Origin of the sequence: Arthrobacter sp. PGP41 (assembly GCF_002953935.1) — a bacterium.
GTDB lineage: Bacteria > Actinomycetota > Actinomycetes > Actinomycetales > Micrococcaceae > Arthrobacter.
In genome coordinates this window covers 115,744-133,089 of record NZ_CP026514.1, presented here as the reverse complement: position 1 = coordinate 133,089, position 17,346 = coordinate 115,744, and the positions used below count along the sequence as shown (strand labels likewise).

Genomic DNA, 17,346 nt, shown 5'->3' with positions numbered 1-17,346 from the left:
ACTCGATGGAATCGCAAGCCGGCACCAGGCAACATAATGATGGCGCGAAGGCGGTGCGCGGATCACGACCGGGCCTCCGCCGTAAGCTGGAACCATGCCGAGTCATTGGGACAGCCTGGACGCGAGCCTCCGCGAATCCGTGGAGCAGAACGTGGAGATCTATGAGCGGGTCCGCCCTGCCCTGAAGCTGGTCACCCGCGACGTCCTGCTGACCCTTCGGGACATGCTGAAGGACTCCGAGGTCACGCCCCTGTTCGTCACGGGCCGCACCAAGACCGTGGAATCGTTCAAGGAGAAGATCTCCCGGATCGAGGAACCCTTGGAGCCTGGCGCGCCCCCTGCCCTCAAGTTCCCGGACCCGTTCCGGACCCTGAATGACATGGTGGGCATCCGCGTGATCACCAAACTGCCCGCAGAGAATGCCCTGGTGGCCAACATCATCAAACACCAGCGGCAGCTCTTCGACTGCCGCGGGGACCGGGAAAAGGACATCGGCTCCATTGAATCGGGCACCTACGGATACTCCAGCCGGCACCTGATCCTGCGCACCATCCAGAACGAGGCCGTCAAGGAGTACCAGTCGGTCTTCAACCCGGATGCCGTGCCCAACGGCAGCTACTTCTTCGAATGCCAGATCCGGACCATTTTCGCCCACGCGTGGAGCGAGATCGAGCATGACATCCGGTTCAAGGCCGAGGACCCGCGGGCCTGGACACCCCACTTCGACCGGCAGTTCACCGCCACCGCAGCCATGCTGGAAACAGTGGAAACCGCGTTCGCCGACCTGCACGAGCGCTACGAGGAAGTCCGCAGTTTCTGGGACGCCGACGGCGAAGGTGCTGCTCCGCTGACACCCAACCGGATCCGCGACGTCTGGCGCACCCTGCTCCCCCACGTTGACCGCAAGGTGGACGACGACTGGGGCTGGGCCGCCGAACTCCTCGCAGCCCACGGCCTGAACCAGACCATGCAGCTGGCCGGGCTCCTCAGCGCCAACCGCATCACCGAGGTCCGCAAAGCCTTGGACCACCGCTATTCCCCCGGGCCCGACCGGCTGCTCGACGACCTGCTGCTGTGGCAGTACGGCACCAGGCACATCGACCTCACCGCAGAAGCGGCCGACGCCGTACCGCACCCCCGGCGGGACAGCCTGCTGCGGCGGTTGAGGCAGATCGAGCGCTACAGGCTGACGAAAAAGTAGGGCGCGGCGCGCGCCGGGGCTTGGCGCCGGGCACCCCGCAGCTCAGGCCGCGGGCGGCGCCGTGGAATCGCGGACTATCAGATGCGTGGCCAGCTCAACGCGGTGCGAATCCAGGACTTCCCCCCGTGCCTGGCGCAGCACAGACCGAAGCGCTGCCCGCCCCATCTCCTCCAGCGGCTGGGCTACGGAGCTCAACGACGGCACGGACTCCTCGCCCTGGTTTGTACCGTCAAAACCGATAAGGCTTAGCTCGTCGGGAACCCGGATACCGAGCCGGCCTGCTTCGCCGAGAATGCCTAGGGCGATGGTGTCGCTGCCGGCAAAGATCGCCGTCGGAAGCTTGTCCAGCTCGATCAGCGCCTTCAGGCCTTTGACGCCGCTCTCCCGGCGGAAACTGCCGCCGGAATGGATGTACTGCGGGTCCACCGGCACGCCGTGCGCCATGAGCGCGGCCATGTAGCCGTGCAGCCGCGCCTGGTTGCATTCGGCCTTCTCTATGCCGCCGATGTACGCGATGCGGCGGTGCCCCAGCTCCAGCAGGTGCTCCGTGGCCGCCTTGCCGCCTGCCCAGTTGGTGGCACCTATGCTGACCACGTCAGCGGAGGGCGGGTTCAGCGGATCAATCACGACGACGGGAATCTGACGGCGCCGGAAAGGGTGCAGTTGCGTCTCGCTGAAGGCTGACGTCACCACGATCATTCCGGCCCTGCCCTCGTCCATCATGCGCTGTGCGCGGCGCTCGGGGCTGCGCCGGCCCTGGCTCGCCGGACCGGTGACGCTGACGAGAATCTCGACATCGGCATCGGCCGCGGATTGCAGCACGCCGTTGAGCACCTGGATGGTGTACGCGGAATCGAGGACATCGATGACCACCTCAACCACCGTGCCGGTCTCCCCGGCGGCACGGCGCTGCAGCGGGGACTGATACCCGGCCTGCTCCAGGACGGCAAGCACGCGGGCCCGGGTTTCCGGCGACACATCCTCGCGGCCGTTAACAACCTTGGATACCGTAGGCGCAGAAACACCGGCCTGCCGGGCCACGGTGGCGAGCGTTGGCCTCGTCCGCTCAGCGATCTTCGGTGCCATAGGTTTGCAGCCTTTCGAAAAGTTTCGGTGAATACAGTCTCTAGAATCGCGCTCGCCTGGTCAAGGAACTCCCGAAGTAGGCATAAAGAACTTTCATACGCCTCTTGACTCCCATGATCGTGGCCTTTAGTTTAGAGCGTGACCTAAATCACCGATTCGAAATATTTCGAAACTTGTACCGTTCACGAACCCTCAACCTTTGCAACGAAGCAATTTCAGATGGAGAAGCAATGAAGCAATCCCAGACCTCCCGCCGCTCTTTCCTCGCGCTTGCTGCCCTTACTCCCTTTGCCGCCATGACTGCCACCGCGTGCGGGACGTCGGGACCGGGTACCTCAAGTGCCGCGGCTGGCGGCGCCAGCATGTGGTACCTGTCCGGTGAGCCGAACCAGACCACCATGCAGAAGGCCGTGGACACCTTCAGTTCGGCAAACCCGGACGACAAGATCGCCGTTACATACTTCCAGAACGACGCTTACAAGACGAAGATCAAAACTGCCATCGGCGCCGGCCAGGCCCCCACCATCATCTATGGCTGGGGCGGCGGCACCCTGAAGACGTATGCCGAGGCCAACCAGGTAGAGGACCTGACCGGCTGGCTCAATGACAATCCGGATCTGAAGAAGAAGTTCTTCCCCGCCTCATTCGGCGCAGCCACCGTCAACGGGAAGATCTACGCCGTGCCCAACCAGTACGTCGCCCCGATCGTCCTGTTCTATAACAAGGAACTGTTCGAGAAGGCCGGCGTCCAGCCGCCAAAGACCTGGGACGACGTCATGTCTCTGGTCAAGACTTTCAACGACATGGGCGTGGCTCCCTTCTCACTCGGTGGACAGTCGCGTTGGACCTCTATGATGTGGCTTGAATACCTGCTTGACCGCATCGGGGGCGCCGAAGTATTCACCGCCATCTTCGAAGGCAAGCCCAATGCCTGGATGGATCCGGCAGTGATCGAGACCGGCACCAAGATCCAGGAGCTCGTCTCCGCCGACGGATTCATCAAGGGCTTCTCCTCCATCGCCGCAGACTCCAACGCCGACCAGGCACTCCTCTTCACAGGCAAGGCAGCCATGATGCTGCATGGTTCCTGGACCTACGGCGCCATGAAGAAGGGCGGCCAGAACTTCGTCCAGAACGGGAAACTGGGCTTCGTCCAGTTCCCGACCGTTGCCGGCGGCAAGGGCGACCCAAAGAACGGCGTGGGAAACCCGGCCGCGTACATGTCGATCTCCTCTAAGGCCACAGATAAGGAAAAGGAGACGGCGAAGAAGTTCCTCAAAGACGGGATCCTGACCGAGACGGTCATCGATACCTACATCAATTCCGGCTCCGTCCCGATCGTCAACGGCATCGAAGACAAACTCAACACATCCTCAGACAAGGACTTCCTGAACTTCGTCTACGATCTGGCCAAGAACGCCCCGAACTTCCAGCAGTCCTGGGACCAGGCCCTAAGCCCCACCGCCGCCGAAACCCTGCTGAACAACATCGACCAGCTGTTCCTGAAGTCCATCACCCCGCAGCAGTTCGCTGAGAACATGAATGGCACCCTCGGGAAATGAGTAACACCGTCTCCACAGCCCCTAGGACTGGGGCCGGCGCCAGAACCGTTGCTGGGCAAGGCGGACAGCGGAATGCGGCCCTCGCGTGGCTGACAGTTCCTGCTCTGTTCTTCTTCCTGGTCTTCGCCGTCGTCCCGCTGGCCGGCGTCCTCATCCTGAGCTTCGCCAGCTGGGACGGCATCGGTGCCATCGGGTCAGCAGGGCTCGGCAACTGGTTCTCCGTGCTCGCGGACCCCGGGCTGTACAACGCCCTGGGACTGACCTTCCTGATCATGATCGCCTCCTGGCTGGTCCAGACGCCCATCAGCCTCCTGTTGGGGGTCTTCACCGCGGGAAGCCAGCGCTACCGGGCCGCCCTGGCCGTGCTGTACTTCTTGCCGCTGCTGCTGTCATCGGCAGCAGTCGCCATCGCCTTCAAGGCCCTGCTGGATCCGAACTTCGGCCTGGCCACCGGGTTGGGGCTGCCCTTCCTGGCGCAGGACTGGCTGGGTGTCCCCCACCTGGCCCTGGGGCTGGTCATCTTTGTGATCGCCTGGCAATTCGTGCCGTTCCACACCCTCATCTACCAGGGTGGAGTACGGCAGATTCCCAAGTCGCTCTATGAAGCGGCCGAGATCGACGGGGCAGGAACCATCAAGCAGTTCTTCCACATCACCCTCCCCCAGTTGAAGTACACCATCATCACGTCGTCAACCCTGATGGTCGTGGGGTCCCTGACGTACTTCGACCTGATCTTCGTCCTCACCGGCGGCGGCCCGGGCAACTCCACACGGATCCTGGCCCTGGACATGTACCTGCGGGGCTTCCGGGCCAACCTTATGGGCCCGGCCAGCGTCATCGCCGTCATTCTCGTACTCATCGGCCTTGCACTCGCCTTGTTCCTCCAGCGCCTTGGAGGCAAGGACAAGCAGGGCAGCCAATTGGAAGGTATGTAGGGTGAGCACCGTCCTGAAAAGCACCACTGAGGAAGTTCCCGCCGGCTCCCGGGTCACCTCCACCGCGCCAAAGCGGGGGCTGGGATCCCGGATGAGAAGGCTGAACGTCCCGGCAGGCCTCGGCGGCTGGATCTGGCTGGCCATCATCATCATTCCGGTCTACTACGTGGTCATCACCAGCCTGAAGACCCAGGAAGGGTACTTCGGCCAGAATCCTCTTGCACTTCCCACATCACCGACCCTGGAAAACTACCAGCTGGTCCTCGAGGCGGATTTCGCGAAGTACTTCATGAACAGCACCCTCGTCACGCTGGGTGCTGTCATTCCGACGGTACTGGTCTCCTTTATGGCCGCGTTCGCGATTGTCCGGGGCAAGGGCCGGTTCCTCAAGCTGGTCAACGGTGTGTTCCTGATGGGACTGGCGATCCCGCTGCAGGCAACGATCATCCCCATCTACCTGATGATCATCCGGCTGAACCTTTACGACAGCCTGCTGGCGCTCATGCTTCCCTCCATAGCCTTTGCCATCCCGCTGACCGTACTGATCCTGTCCAACTTCATCCGCGACGTCCCGAACGAACTGTTCGAGTCGATGCGGCTGGATGGCTGCAGTGAATGGCAGACCATGTGGCGGCTTGCCCTGCCGCTGACCCGCCCCGCGATTGTGACCGTCGCGATCTACAACGGCCTGCACGTCTGGAATGGATTCCTGCTTCCGCTGGTCCTCACCCAGAGCCCGGGACTGCGCGTCCTTCCCCTGGCGTTGTGGACCTTCCAGGGCGAATACAGCGTCAACATCCCGGCTGTGCTTGCCTCGGTGGTGCTCAGCACGCTGCCAATCCTGGTGCTCTATGTAGTGGGCCGCCGGCAGCTGCTCAGCGGCCTGACCGCCGGCTTCAGCAAATAGAAAGGACTTCCGATGACACAACCAAAGCCCCTGCGTGTTGGCATGGTGGGTTACGCCTTCATGGGCGCAGCCCACTCGCACGCCTGGCGCACCGCCCCCCGGTTTTTCGACCTGCCGTTGCAGCCCCAACTCACCGCCGTGGCCGGCAGGAACGCAGACGCCGCCAGGGCAGCCGCGGACAAGCTGGGCTGGGACTCCGTGGAGACGGACTGGCGCCGCCTGATCGAGCGCGACGACATCGACCTGATCGACATCTGCACCCCCGGCGACACCCACGCCGAGATCGCCATCGCAGCCCTTGAGGCCGGAAAGCACGTGCTGTGCGAGAAGCCGCTGGCGAACTCCGTGGAGGAAGCCGAGCGGATGGCCCTCGCGGCGGAGACCGCTGCCAAGCAGGGAGTCATGTCCATGTGCGGCTTCAGCTACCGCCGCACCCCCGCGCTGGCGCTGGCCAAACGGTTCGTGGAGCAGGGCAGGCTGGGCGAGATCCGCCACGTCCGGGCCCAGTACCTACAGGACTGGCTCTCCGACGCCAATGCGCCCATGACCTGGCGACTGGACAAGAGCAAGTCCGGGTCAGGGTCCCTCGGCGACATCGGGGCGCACAGCATTGACGCCGCCCAGTGGGTGACCGGCCAGAGCATCACCGGCGTCTCGGCGCTGCTCGAAACGTTTGTCCCGGAACGCCCGCTGGCCGGCGACCTCGTGGGCCTGGGCGGCCACGGCGACCTCAGTGGTGACGCGCCCCGTGGGAAGGTCACCGTGGACGATGCCGCCATTTTCAGCGCAAAGTTCGACGGCGGCGCTTCCGCGGGTGCGATCGGCGTCTTTGAAGCCACGCGGTACGCGCTGGGACGCAAGAACGCCATGCGTTTGGAACTGAACGGCACCAAAGGCTCCCTCGCCTTCGATTTCGAGGACATGAACGTGCTGTCCTTCTACGACGCCGCCGAATCCCCGGACGCCGGCTTCCGGAAAATCTTCGTCACCGAACCCGAGCACCCGTACGTCGGCAACTGGTGGCCCACCGGCCACGGACTGGGCTACGAGCACGGCTTCACCCACCAGGTGGTGGACCTGGTCACCGCGATCGGTGAAGGCCGCCAGCCCGAACCGTCCTTTGCCGATGCCCTGCAGGTTCAGCGGGTCCTCGCGGCGGTGGAGTCCAGCGCCGCGAACTCCAGCCAGTGGCAGAAGGTCTAGGAACGTGAACACAGGAGAAGGAACACCATGACACGACCAATCACGCTTTTTACCGGCCAGTGGGCCGACCTGCCCTTTGAAGAAGTGGCGCGGCTTGCCGGCGAGTGGGGCTTTGACGGGCTGGAAATCGCCTGCTGGGGAGACCACTTGGACCCCCGCAGGGCTGCGGAGGACGACAACTACCTCCAGGGCCGGCTGGACATCCTTGAGAAGAACCACCTTAGGGTCTTCGCCATCGCCAACCACCTCACCGGCCAGGCCGTCTGCGATGACCCCATCGACGAACGGCACCAGGGGATCCTGTCCGCTGAAATCTGGGGCGACGGAGATCCTGAAGGGGTCCGCCGCAGGGCCGCAGAATCCATGAAGGACACAGCACGGGCAGCCGCGCGCCTGGGCGTCAAGACCGTGACTGGGTTCACCGGCTCCTCCATTTGGAAGGCCGTGGCCATGTTCCCGCCCGCCTCCCAGGCAATGATCGACGCCGGCTACCAGGACTTCGCTGACCGGTGGAACCCCATCCTGGATGTCTTCGACGAGGTGGGGGTCCGTTTCGCGCTGGAGGTCCACCCGTCCGAAATTGCCTACGACTACTGGACCGCCCAGCGCACCCTGGAGGCAATCGGGCACCGCAAGAGCTTTGGGCTTAACTTCGATCCGTCCCACTTCATCTGGCAGGACCTGGACCCGGTGATGTTCCTGCAGGACTTCGCGGAACACATCCTCCACGTCCACGTCAAGGAATCGGTCCGCCAGCTCGATGGCCGCAACGGGCGCCTGGGCTCCCACCTGGCCTGGGCTGATCCCCGGCGGGGCTGGGACTTCGTCACCGCAGGGCACGGGGACGTCCAGTGGAACCGGATCTTCCGGACCCTTAACGCCATCGGCTATGACGGCCCCACCAGCATCGAGTGGGAGGACGCCGGGATGGACCGGCTCGTCGGCGCACCGCAGGCGCTGGCCATGGTCAAGGAACTCGCCCGGATCGCGCCTCCTGCAGCCGCTTTCGACGCCGCCTTCGCCAGCCGCTGACCCATTTTTCCCCGGCCCTCCGGTGCCGGCAGCCAAACAAAAGGAAACCCCGACATGACAGAACGCAAGAACGCCCTGGTGGTCCGCGGCGGCTGGGATGGCCACCAGCCGTACGAGGCCACGGAACTCTTCATCCCCTACCTCAAGGACAACGGCTACGACGTCCGCGTCGAGGAATCCCCCAAGGTCTATGCCGACGCCGAATACATGGCAGGGGTGGACCTGATCATGCAGTGCATGACCATGACCACCATCGAAAAGGACGAGTTCGCCGGGCTGCGGACCGCCGTCGAAAACGGCACCGGCCTGGCCGGCTGGCACGGCGGCATCGCCGATTCATACCGCAACAACTCTGACTACCTGCACCTGATCGGCGGCCAGTTCGCCTGCCATCCCGGCAAGCACCCGGACGAGTGCGTCGGCGAGCAGTCGGACAACTACGTCCCCTACACGGTCAACATGCTCCCGGCCGCCGCGGAACACCCGATCACCATGGGCATCTCCGATTTCGACCTGGTCACCGAGCAGTACTGGGTGCTCTCCGACGACTACATCGACGTCCTGGCCACCACCACCCAGAAGGTCCGGGAGTGGGACCCCTGGAACCGCGAAGTCACGTCACCGGCCATCTGGACCCGCCAGTGGGGCAAAGGCCGCATCTTTGTCGCCACCCCCGGCCACCGGGTCGAAATCCTCCAGGACGCCAACGTCCGCACCATCATCGAAAGGGGCCTGCTGTGGGCAAGCCGTTGAAAGTCGGAATCATTGGCTGCGGAGCCATCATCGCGCAGTACCTCACCAACTTCCGCAAACTCGGACAGATCGACCTGGTGGCCGTGGCGGACCTGGACCCCGCACGCGCCCAGGCCGTGGCGGAGGAGTACGAGGGTGTCCGCGCCATGTCCGTGGACGAACTCCTCGCCGCGGACGACGTCGAACTTGTGCTGAACCTGACCATCCCCGCCGCCCACGCCGAGGTGGCGCTGAAGGCCATTGCCGCCGGCAAGAGCGTGTACGGCGAGAAGCCCCTCGCCGCCACCACTGCCGAGGCACGCCAGGTGCTGGACGCGGCACGCGAGGCGGGCGTCGCCGTCGGCTGCGCGCCGGACACGGTACTGGGGACCGGCATCCAGACCGCGCGCAAGGCAATCGACGACGGCTTGATCGGCGCACCCATCTCGGCGAGCGCCACGATGGTCACCCCGGGGCATGAGCGCTGGCACCCCAACCCGGACTTCTACTACCAGCCCGGCGGCGGCCCGCTCCTGGACATGGGCCCGTACTACGTGACCGCCCTCGTTACCCTGCTGGGCCCCGTCGTCTCGGTCATCGGCGCCGCCAGCCACACACGGAACGAACGAACCATCGGCTCCGGACCCCGCCAGGGCGAGAAGGTCCCCGTTGACATCGATTCCCACGTCACCGGCGTCCTGGTCCACGCCTCCGGTGCGCTCTCCACCCTGTTCATGAGCTTCGACGCCGTGAAGTCCAAGTCGCCCAACATCGAGATCCACGGGGAGCTGGGGTCCCTGGTGGTGCCGGACCCGAACCACTTCGACGGCGACGTCCAGCTGTTTTCGCTCGGGGCAGAGGACTGGGAGACCCTTCCGGTGTCCGCCGGCTACGTCGATTCCGGCAGAGGCTTCGGCATCGCAGACCTGGCTTCCACCCCTGAGGGCGCTGAGCCCCGGGCGGGCGGGGCCATGGCCTACCACGCCCTGGACGTCATGGAATCCGTGCTCGAGTCAGCGCACAGCGGCACGGCAGTACGCATCAACAGCACCGTTGAGCGGCCGGCGAGCGTGGAACTGGCCGGCCTGGCCAATGACGTGGACGCACTCCAGGCCCAGGAAGCTGCTTCCTAGGCCTTTCCGTTGTTCATCCGGCGAGTGCCGTGCCGTCAGCGAAGGGGGCGGCGCCCGTCGTCGTCGCCGTGGACGGAACCAGTAAGTACTTCAACAACAGCGAGCTGGCCGGTGGTGTCCGGGACGCCCGGGAATTGGACCTGCGGAGCGTCTTCGGGCATCACCGGCGGCTGGCCCGCCTGCCGCATGCGGACAAGCGCGACGGCGGAAATGAGGAACCAGGCCACGTTCGTCACCACGGAAGGCCAGGCCCCGTGGACCGTGCCGTTCATGATGAAGGCAACGGCGCCAAAAAGATTGGCAGTCTGGAAGCCTTTGCCGGCCTTCATCCAGCCCATGGAAACGGCAAGATAGGCACTGAGGATAGCAACCGCACCGGCCCAGCCGGCGATTTCCCACAGCAGTTCCATGGAGACCTCTCAAGGGTGGCGCCCGGCAGGCAGAGGCCGGGCAAGATTGTTGACGGGGTTTTCGGGGTGTCTTTTGCCGGAGGCCACTGCTGGCTGGATCAGGCTGCCGGACAAACCGTTTACTCGAGCCCGCAAGCGGGCGAGGACCTCATTTGTTGGTCGGCGGGATAATCATACTCTGCAGGGGAGCCTGCTCTTTGTCGCCCGCAGCCCGGGCTTTCGCCCTCTGGACAACTCCCCAGCTCCGTAGCACCATCTGAAAGGTGACCACCAGCCCCGTCTCCGATGCCCGCCTGCGCGAACTCAGGGACCTCCGCCGCGTCAAGGACCGGATCGACCGGGAGTACGCGCAGCCGCTGGACGTCGAATCCCTGGCACGCGGAGTCCACATGTCGGCCGGGCACCTGAGCCGGCAATTCAAGCTCGCCTACCAGGAAAGCCCCTACAGCTACCTGATGACCCGGCGCATCGAACGGGCCATGGCGCTCCTTCGCCGTGGCGACCTTTCCGTCACGGAGGCATGCTTCGCCGTCGGCTGTTCCTCACTGGGGACGTTCAGCACCCGCTTCACGGAACTCGTCGGGATGCCGCCCAGCGTGTACAAACAGGAGGCGGCGATGACGACGGCGGGCATCCCTGCGTGCGTGGCGAAACAGGTCACCAGACCGGTCAGGAATCGAGAAGCAACCGCGCCGGAGCCGCAACTAGCATGGCTGCCATGAACAACATCAGCATTTCCTCAAGCTTCCTTCCGCACACCGATCCGGACGCCTCACTGGCGTTCTACCGCGATGCCCTGGGCTTCGAAGTCCGCAACGACGTTGGGCGCGGCACCATGCGCTGGATCACCGTGGGCCCCGCGGGCCAGCCGGACGTGTCCATCGTCCTGCACCCGCCGGCCGTTGACCCCGGCATCACTGACGACGAGCGGCGCACCATCGCGGAGATGATGGCCAAGGGCACCTACGCCACCGTCATCCTTTCCGCACCGGACGTGGACGAAGCCTTCGCAAAAGTGGAGGCAAGCGGGGCCGACGTCGTCCAGGAGCCGGTGGACCAGCCGTACGGAATCCGCGACTGCGCGTTCCGCGACCCGGCAGGAAACACCGTCCGCATCAACCAGCAGCCGTAAGTCGCAGCAAGCCTAGGGAGACGCATGAGTACGGACACCGGGACCCATACTGAAACAAACGGCGTGCACATCGCTGACACCCACGGCCTCATCCGCGTGCAGGGCGCGCGGGAAAACAACCTCAAGGACATCAGCGTCGAGCTGCCCAAGCGCCGGCTGACCGTATTCACCGGCGTCTCCGGCTCCGGCAAAAGCTCCCTGGTGTTCGCCACCATCGCCGCAGAGTCCCAGCGCCTGATCAACGAAACCTACAGCGCTTTCGTCCAGGGCTTCATGCCTTCGCTGGCCCGCCCCGAGGTGGACTTCCTGGAAGGGCTCACGACGGCCATCATCGTGGACCAGGAGCGGATGGGCGCCAACCCGCGCTCCACCGTGGGGACGGCCACCGACGCCCATGCAATGCTCCGCATCCTCTTCAGCAGGCTCGGCTCGCCGTACGTGGGCCCGCCCACCGCCTATTCCTTCAACGTGCCCACGCGCAAGGCCAGCGGCGTGATGTCCACGGAGAAGGGCGGCCGGGTGGAAAGGGCCGTGGTCCAGCAGGCCGTCTACCTCGGCGGCATGTGCCCGCGGTGCGAGGGGATGGGCAACGTCAGCGACATTGACCGGACAGCGCTGTACGACGACGAAAAGTCCCTGAGCGAGGGCGCCCTGCTTGTTCCGGGCTACTCCATGGACGGCTGGTACGGGCGCCTGTTCGAGGGCATGGCGCTGCCCATGGACAAACCGATTTCCAAGTTCACCAAGAAGCAGCTGGACACGATGCTCTACGCGGAGCCCACCAAGATCAAGGTGGAGGGCGTCAACCTGACCTTCGAGGGGATCATCCCCAAGATCCAGAAGTCCATGCTGTCCAAGGATCCGGAGGCGATGCAGCCGCACGTGCGCCGGTTCGTGGAACGCGCGGTGACGTTCCAGACCTGCCCGGAGTGCAAGGGGACCCGGCTGACCCATCAGGCGCTGTCCTCAAAAATCAACGGAAAGAACATTGCCGAGCTGTGCCAGATGCAGATCAGCGACCTCGCCGGGTGGATCCGGGACCTGAGGGACCCCTCCGTGGCTCCCCTGCTCAAGGGCCTCCAGCACCTGCTCGACTCCTTTTCCGACATCGGCCTGGGCTACCTCAGCCTGGACCGGCCCGCCGGCACCCTCTCCGGCGGCGAGGCCCAGCGCACCAAGATGATCCGGCACCTCGGGTCCTCGCTCACCGACGTCACCTACGTCTTCGACGAGCCGTCCATCGGGCTCCACCCCCACGACATCCAACGGATGAACCAGCTCCTGCTGCAGCTGCGGGACAAAGGCAACACCGTCCTGGTGGTGGAGCACAAACCGGAAATGATCACCATCGCGGACCACGCCGTCGACCTCGGTCCGGGGGCCGGCACCAAAGGCGGCGAGGTCTGCTTCGAGGGCACGGTGGATGGTCTGCGGGCCAGCGACACCATCACCGGGCGCCACCTCGGGTACCGCGCCTCCCTGAAGGAGACGGTCCGGACGGCGTCCGGGGCCCTGGAGGTCCGCGGCGCGTCAACCCACAACCTCCAGAACGTCGACGTCGACATCCCCCTGGGCGTCCTCACGGTGGTCACCGGGGTGGCCGGCTCGGGCAAGAGTTCGCTGATCCACGGCTCGGTGGCCAGGCGCGGGGGCGTGGTGGTGATCGACCAGGGCGCCATCCGCGGCTCCCGCCGCAGCAATCCTGCCACCTACACCGGCCTGCTGGAGCCCATCCGCAAGACGTTCGCCAAGGTCAACGGAGTCAAGCCGGCACTGTTCAGCTCCAACTCCGAGGGCGCCTGCCCCACCTGCAACGGCGCCGGCGTCATCTTCACCGAGCTGGGCGTCATGGCCACGGTGGAGTCACCGTGCGAGGACTGCGAGGGCCGCCGTTTCCAGGCCGCGGTGTTGGAGTACAAGGTGGGCGGCCGGAACATTGCCGACGTGCTGGCCATGTCCGTGACGGAAGCTGCCGCCTTCTTCGCGGAGGGCGAGGCCAAAACGCCGGCGGCCCGGACCATCCTGGACCGGCTCGACGACGTGGGGCTGGGCTACCTCAGCCTCGGCCAGCCGCTAACCACGCTCTCCGGCGGCGAGCGCCAGCGGCTCAAGCTCGCCACGCAGATGGCGGAGAAGGGCGACGTCTACGTGCTGGACGAGCCCACCACCGGCCTGCACCTTGCCGACGTCGAGAACCTGCTGGGCCTCCTGGACCGGCTGGTTGACTCCGGCAAGTCCGTGATCGTGATCGAGCACCACCAGGCCGTGATGGCGCACGCGGACTGGATCATCGACCTGGGTCCGGGAGCAGGGCACGACGGCGGCCGGATCGTTTTCGAGGGCACGCCGGCTGGGCTGGTGGCTGATGCCTCGACGCTCACCGGCAAGCACCTGGCCGCGTATGTGAGTTCTTAGGCTGGAATGGGCGAAACCTATAGCTACGACGTCGAGATCCTGCACCTGCTGGTGTCGCCGGGGCACGCCTACTTCGGGCGGGCACGGGACGGTGCCGCCAATGTCCCCACCGCCGACGCGGCGAGCGCGGAGGTTGTGGCGGGCAAGGGCATCGTGGGTGACCGCTTCTTCGGCAAGGCCGCACACATGGACGCCGCGGTGACTTTGTTCGCCGTCGAGGCCCTCGAAGCAATGGCGGCAGAACTCGGCGCCGGGCCGTTCGATCCTCTGGCCACCCGGCGGAACGTTATCCTCCGGGGAGCGCACCTGGCCCCGCTGCTGGGGCAGGATTTTGTGCTGGAATCGCGCGGGTCCCGGGTCCAGCTCCATGGCGGGCGCCCGGCGCATCCCTGCGCCTGGATGAACGAGGTGCTGGCTCCGGGGGGCCATGCCGCCATGCGCGGCAGGGGCGGGGTCCGCTGCCGCGCTGTATCGGGTGGCGTCCTGCACCGGGGCCCGGCGGTCCTGGTCAGCCCTGTTCCGCTGGATCCCGGGCAGGCGGGCGTTCCCTCCCTGCTGCGGCCCGGCCGGCTGCCGTAGCTCCACTTCCGACGGCGTCACATACAGCACGCTTTTGGCCCACCTTCGGCCGCGGGCCCCCGGAAATCCGCGCCGCCGCCGTCGGCCGTTCCCCAAAAGCGTGTTTTGCGTGACGCCTTGAGAGCTGGCCAGCGCAAGCACACCTGATTGCACAACGGGTGCTGGCAGGGCCACCCTATTCCGACGGCAAGCTCTACCTCACGGCCCTGGCGTCCGCCGTCGGCCGATTGTGGCCGGACGTCCGCAGCAATGCCGTCGGATCCGGGCTGGGTGCCCACCAGGATGGGCGGCGCCGGGTCCCCGGACGATCTCCGGCTCGGCCACCTGACGCAGGAGTGGCTGGCCACCAGCCACGACCCGGAGGCCCTCACCAGCGGCGGGCGGCTGGCCTGACCCAACAAGCCCGCCCCGGCATCACATCACCGCAATGGCGTTGGCAGGTGAACCTGTTCCCCCGATGATGTTCAGCGGCTTGATGCTGATGAAGGCGTCCCACTGGCCGGCAGCCCGCATGTGCCGGGCCAGCGGACCCAGCCGCCACAGTTCCCCCAGCGGCATGCCCAGCTTGGCGAGCAGCTGCTGGTGCATCATGCCGTGGTCGTTCGGTGCTGAATCGCGGTAAGGACTGGACGGCAGGGCGGGCAGGCATTCGAGGGCAAAGTTGTCCGCCGCCAGGAGCGCGAGCCGCTGGTCCCAGGCCCACGCGACGAATTCCCTCGACTGGGCAACGCCCGTGGCCCGCCTGCTGTCCCGCATGCGCTGCTTCTCCTCCGGCTGCAGGCCAAGGAACCATTCGCACCAGCCCGTATGCAGCATGAGGATGTCGCCCTGCCGGAGGCTCACGGCCTGGGCGTCCAGTACCCCCTCGATCAAGTCCAGTCCCAAGGGTTCACCGGCGGCGTGGTCGATCGGAGCGGCCTTCCCCTCACGGTACCCGGCCAGGTCCACCAGCACTCCCCTCCCCACAATGGGACTGTCCGCCCATTCCTGGATGCCGAGGTCCGGCGTGCCCTCGCTGATGCGGTCATCGGGCGTGCCGTTGTAGAAGCCGGCGTCGTCCGCCCGGCGGTGGCGCAGCCCGTCGATCTGGCTGGATCCCTGCAGGTAGTACCCGTCAAGATAATCGTCGCGGTGGGCCGGGTGCGAGGAGTAGATGGTGTGCCGGGGGGCGCTGCGCTTAAGGGACATGCCCGGGTCGAAGGCATCGGCCGGATAGTCCAGGCCAAAGGCAGTTCCGGTCCGGATGCAGTCCCGCGCGTCCCGCACCGTTTGGGGAGTGATGAACGACGGCGTCCCCCGGGTTGGGTCCGGAAACAGGCCCCAGGAGGTCCCGGCCAATGCGCCCTCCCGGCGGAGGAGTCCGGCGAACGTCGGGTAGCTTCCGCCTTTGGCGGCCGGACTCACCGTGCCCCCGCTTCCTGCGGCTGATCCTGGTCCTGGCGGCGTTTGTAGCTGAGCAGGAACCCGGCGACGGCACAGATGGAGGCGGCGATGCAGATGGGCGCCTTGATGGTGCCGTTGAGCAGTGTGAGCCACTCTCCCTGGCCGGCCGCCAGAGCGATGGCCTGCCCGGCCACGAACACGACCCCGCCGGCCAGCAGCGCTGCCAGGGTCAGGACGAAGAGGACTTCGATGGCCCTTCGGATGGTGTGCATGTGTCTGTTTCCTTTAGATGGGCAGGATGCCGAGGATGATCAGGACGCCGATGCCCAGCAGCGGCAGGGCGTAGTGGGTCAGCAGCCGGAGGAACGTAGTGATCGGGTCCACGTCCGCGATGCCGCATGCCACGTACAGCGGGGCCCTCCCGGCGGGACCGCCGCCTCGCAGGAGGAGAAGACCAGGACGGCGACGGCTGCCGTGGTGGCCGGGACACCGGCTGCCACCAGCGCGGCGACGCCCACGGTGCCGACGGCAGCCATGGTGGCCGTTGCGGACAGGGGCGCTGCCACCGCGATGACAATCAGGCCGATCAGGATGGCCAGGAGCCACAGCGGGAGGTTCATCCCGTTGAGCAGTTCGGTCATCTGCTTGGGCAGGCCGGTGGCGGCGAGGGCATTGGCGCCGGCGAACGCGAACACCACGGTGACGCCCACGATGCCGAAGCGCGGCGCGGAGTTCTCCAGCAGCGTCCACCACCCCCGGCCGTCGGCGGGCAGCTTCTTCCGGCCCAGCAGCAGGCCTGTGATGATCAGGACCACCGGGATCCAGATGATGACGCTGACGGCCTTGGTGACATCACTCCCGGTCCAGTCCGAGAGCCCCGCGGCGATGGCCCCGGACGTGATGAGCAGCGGGATGGCCACCATAACAAACAGCAGCAGTGTGGCCCAGCCGCGGCCGAACGCGGCCGGGACCGGCAGCCGGTGCGCGGCGTCCAGCGGTGCCATGCCGCTCTTGCGGACCAGCAGCCAAGTGACGATCAGCCGGTGCAGGAAGCACCACAGCCCGCCGAACAGCAACGGGAGGATCAGCGCGTTGATGTCCAGAAGGGGCCCCACCGTGGTGGAACCGACCAGCACGAACATCGAGGCACTGAACGGAAACGTGATGCCCATTCCAGCGTTCCCTGCAACAAGCGTGGCCGCGGAGGGCTTGTCCAGTTTGGATTTTTCCATCCACGGGATGGTCACCGACCCCACGGTGGCGGCAATGGCGGCCTGGTTGTGCACCACGCTGCCCAGTCCGGCCGAGGCCACCGTGGAGACCCAGGCCGGACCGCCCTTGACCCCGCCGATCAGGGAATTCAGCAGGTCGATCAGCCGGTCCAGCACGCCGGTTTTGTCCAGCATGTAGCCCATGAAAACGAAGGCCATGGTGGCGTAGACAATCTCGTCTGTAATGGCCGAGTACAGCGCATCCCAGCCGATCCGCGCCGCGGCCGCCCCCGTGAACGGCAGCACCGCCAGGAAGCCGAGGATCATGGCCTCCCCCACGCTGCGCTTGAGCACGGTTGTCCACAGCAGGATGACGGCAAGGTAGGCGCCGAGTGCCCAGATGCCGGTCATGCTGCTGCTCCTGA

Annotated in this window: 16 protein-coding genes and 2 pseudogenes; 13 read left to right on the top strand and 5 right to left on the bottom strand. The window is 65.8% G+C overall.

From position 1 onward, the window contains the following. The first annotated feature begins 94 nt into the window (after positions 1-94). The gene (locus tag C3B78_RS00620; RefSeq protein WP_104996351.1) at positions 95-1,201 is read left to right on the top strand and encodes a GTP pyrophosphokinase; all 1,107 of its coding nucleotides are present in this window, start codon (positions 95-97) and stop codon (positions 1,199-1,201) included. 42 nt (positions 1,202-1,243) lie between these two features. Here the strand turns inward: C3B78_RS00620 and C3B78_RS00615 are convergent, their stop codons facing one another. Continuing rightward, on the bottom strand, positions 1,244-2,287 hold the full coding sequence (locus C3B78_RS00615; RefSeq protein ID WP_104996350.1) for a LacI family DNA-binding transcriptional regulator: 1,044 nt from the start codon (positions 2,285-2,287) through the stop codon (positions 1,244-1,246). Positions 2,288-2,517: 230 nt separating this feature from the next. On the opposite strand from C3B78_RS00615, the gene C3B78_RS00610 reads away from it, so the two are divergent. From C3B78_RS00610 to C3B78_RS00580, 7 genes are read left to right on the top strand one after another with little or no spacing between them, the layout of a single operon-like run. Then, positions 2,518-3,849 carry an extracellular solute-binding protein gene (locus C3B78_RS00610; protein ID WP_104996349.1) on the top strand — a complete coding sequence of 444 codons (1,332 nt, stop codon included), beginning with the start codon at positions 2,518-2,520 and terminating at the stop codon, positions 3,847-3,849. Next, a complete protein-coding gene (locus tag C3B78_RS00605; protein WP_104996348.1) occupies positions 3,846-4,784 on the top strand; it encodes a carbohydrate ABC transporter permease in 939 nt (312 codons plus the stop codon). The genes C3B78_RS00610 and C3B78_RS00605 overlap by 4 nt, the downstream gene beginning before the upstream one ends. Before the next feature lies 1 nt (position 4,785). Continuing rightward, positions 4,786-5,691: a carbohydrate ABC transporter permease gene (locus C3B78_RS00600; RefSeq protein WP_104996347.1), complete on the top strand. Its 906-nt coding sequence runs from the start codon at positions 4,786-4,788 to the stop codon at positions 5,689-5,691. A gap of 12 nt (positions 5,692-5,703) precedes the next feature. Next, positions 5,704-6,894 carry a Gfo/Idh/MocA family protein gene (locus tag C3B78_RS00595; protein ID WP_104996346.1) on the top strand — a complete coding sequence of 397 codons (1,191 nt, stop codon included), beginning with the start codon at positions 5,704-5,706 and terminating at the stop codon, positions 6,892-6,894. Positions 6,895-6,921: 27 nt separating this feature from the next. Next, positions 6,922-7,926 carry a sugar phosphate isomerase/epimerase family protein gene (locus C3B78_RS00590; RefSeq protein WP_104996345.1) on the top strand — a complete coding sequence of 335 codons (1,005 nt, stop codon included), beginning with the start codon at positions 6,922-6,924 and terminating at the stop codon, positions 7,924-7,926. A gap of 54 nt (positions 7,927-7,980) precedes the next feature. After that, positions 7,981-8,679 (top strand): ThuA domain-containing protein, encoded by a 699-nt coding sequence (locus C3B78_RS00585; RefSeq protein ID WP_104996344.1) that lies wholly within the window; start codon positions 7,981-7,983, stop codon positions 8,677-8,679. Next, positions 8,664-9,791 (top strand): Gfo/Idh/MocA family protein, encoded by a 1,128-nt coding sequence (locus C3B78_RS00580; RefSeq protein ID WP_104996343.1) that lies wholly within the window; start codon positions 8,664-8,666, stop codon positions 9,789-9,791. Before C3B78_RS00585 ends, C3B78_RS00580 begins: the two co-directional genes overlap by 16 nt. 35 nt (positions 9,792-9,826) lie before the next feature. Here C3B78_RS00580 and C3B78_RS00575 read toward each other — a convergent pair whose 3' ends face one another. Continuing rightward, positions 9,827-10,201 carry a CBU_0592 family membrane protein gene (locus C3B78_RS00575; RefSeq protein ID WP_104996342.1) on the bottom strand — a complete coding sequence of 125 codons (375 nt, stop codon included), beginning with the start codon at positions 10,199-10,201 and terminating at the stop codon, positions 9,827-9,829. A 263-nt stretch (positions 10,202-10,464) separates the two neighbouring features. Between C3B78_RS00575 and C3B78_RS00570 the strand changes: the two genes are divergently transcribed. The 5 genes and pseudogenes from C3B78_RS00570 to C3B78_RS00550 all read left to right on the top strand — a co-directional run. Next, a complete protein-coding gene (locus C3B78_RS00570) occupies positions 10,465-10,923 on the top strand; it encodes a helix-turn-helix transcriptional regulator (protein ID WP_104996341.1) in 459 nt (152 codons plus the stop codon). Further along, complete coding sequence (locus C3B78_RS00565; RefSeq protein ID WP_104996340.1) at positions 10,911-11,333, top strand: VOC family protein; 423 nt, start codon at positions 10,911-10,913, stop codon at positions 11,331-11,333. The genes C3B78_RS00570 and C3B78_RS00565 overlap by 13 nt, the downstream gene beginning before the upstream one ends. 24 nt (positions 11,334-11,357) lie before the next feature. Beyond that, positions 11,358-13,748 carry an ATP-binding cassette domain-containing protein gene (locus tag C3B78_RS00560; protein ID WP_104996339.1) on the top strand — a complete coding sequence of 797 codons (2,391 nt, stop codon included), beginning with the start codon at positions 11,358-11,360 and terminating at the stop codon, positions 13,746-13,748. 6 nt (positions 13,749-13,754) lie between these two features. Beyond that, a complete protein-coding gene (locus C3B78_RS00555) occupies positions 13,755-14,327 on the top strand; it encodes an MOSC domain-containing protein (protein WP_104996338.1) in 573 nt (190 codons plus the stop codon). A gap of 176 nt (positions 14,328-14,503) precedes the next feature. Then, positions 14,504-14,708: pseudogene (locus C3B78_RS00550) on the top strand (short-chain dehydrogenase); the annotation flags it as partial. A gap of 33 nt (positions 14,709-14,741) precedes the next feature. Here C3B78_RS00550 and C3B78_RS00545 read toward each other — a convergent pair. The 3 genes and pseudogenes from C3B78_RS00545 to C3B78_RS00535 all read right to left on the bottom strand — a co-directional run bounded on the left by C3B78_RS00545 (position 14,742) and on the right by C3B78_RS00535 (position 17,332). Further along, the gene (locus C3B78_RS00545; protein ID WP_104996337.1) at positions 14,742-15,731 is read right to left on the bottom strand and encodes a cyclase family protein; all 990 of its coding nucleotides are present in this window, start codon (positions 15,729-15,731) and stop codon (positions 14,742-14,744) included. Next, on the bottom strand, positions 15,728-15,982 hold the full coding sequence (locus tag C3B78_RS00540) for a hypothetical protein (RefSeq protein WP_104996336.1): 255 nt from the start codon (positions 15,980-15,982) through the stop codon (positions 15,728-15,730). The genes C3B78_RS00545 and C3B78_RS00540 overlap by 4 nt, the downstream gene beginning before the upstream one ends. Positions 15,983-15,995: 13 nt before the next feature. After that, positions 15,996-17,332 (bottom strand): annotated as a pseudogene (locus tag C3B78_RS00535) (TRAP transporter large permease subunit). Between the last annotated feature and the right edge of the window lie 14 nt (positions 17,333-17,346).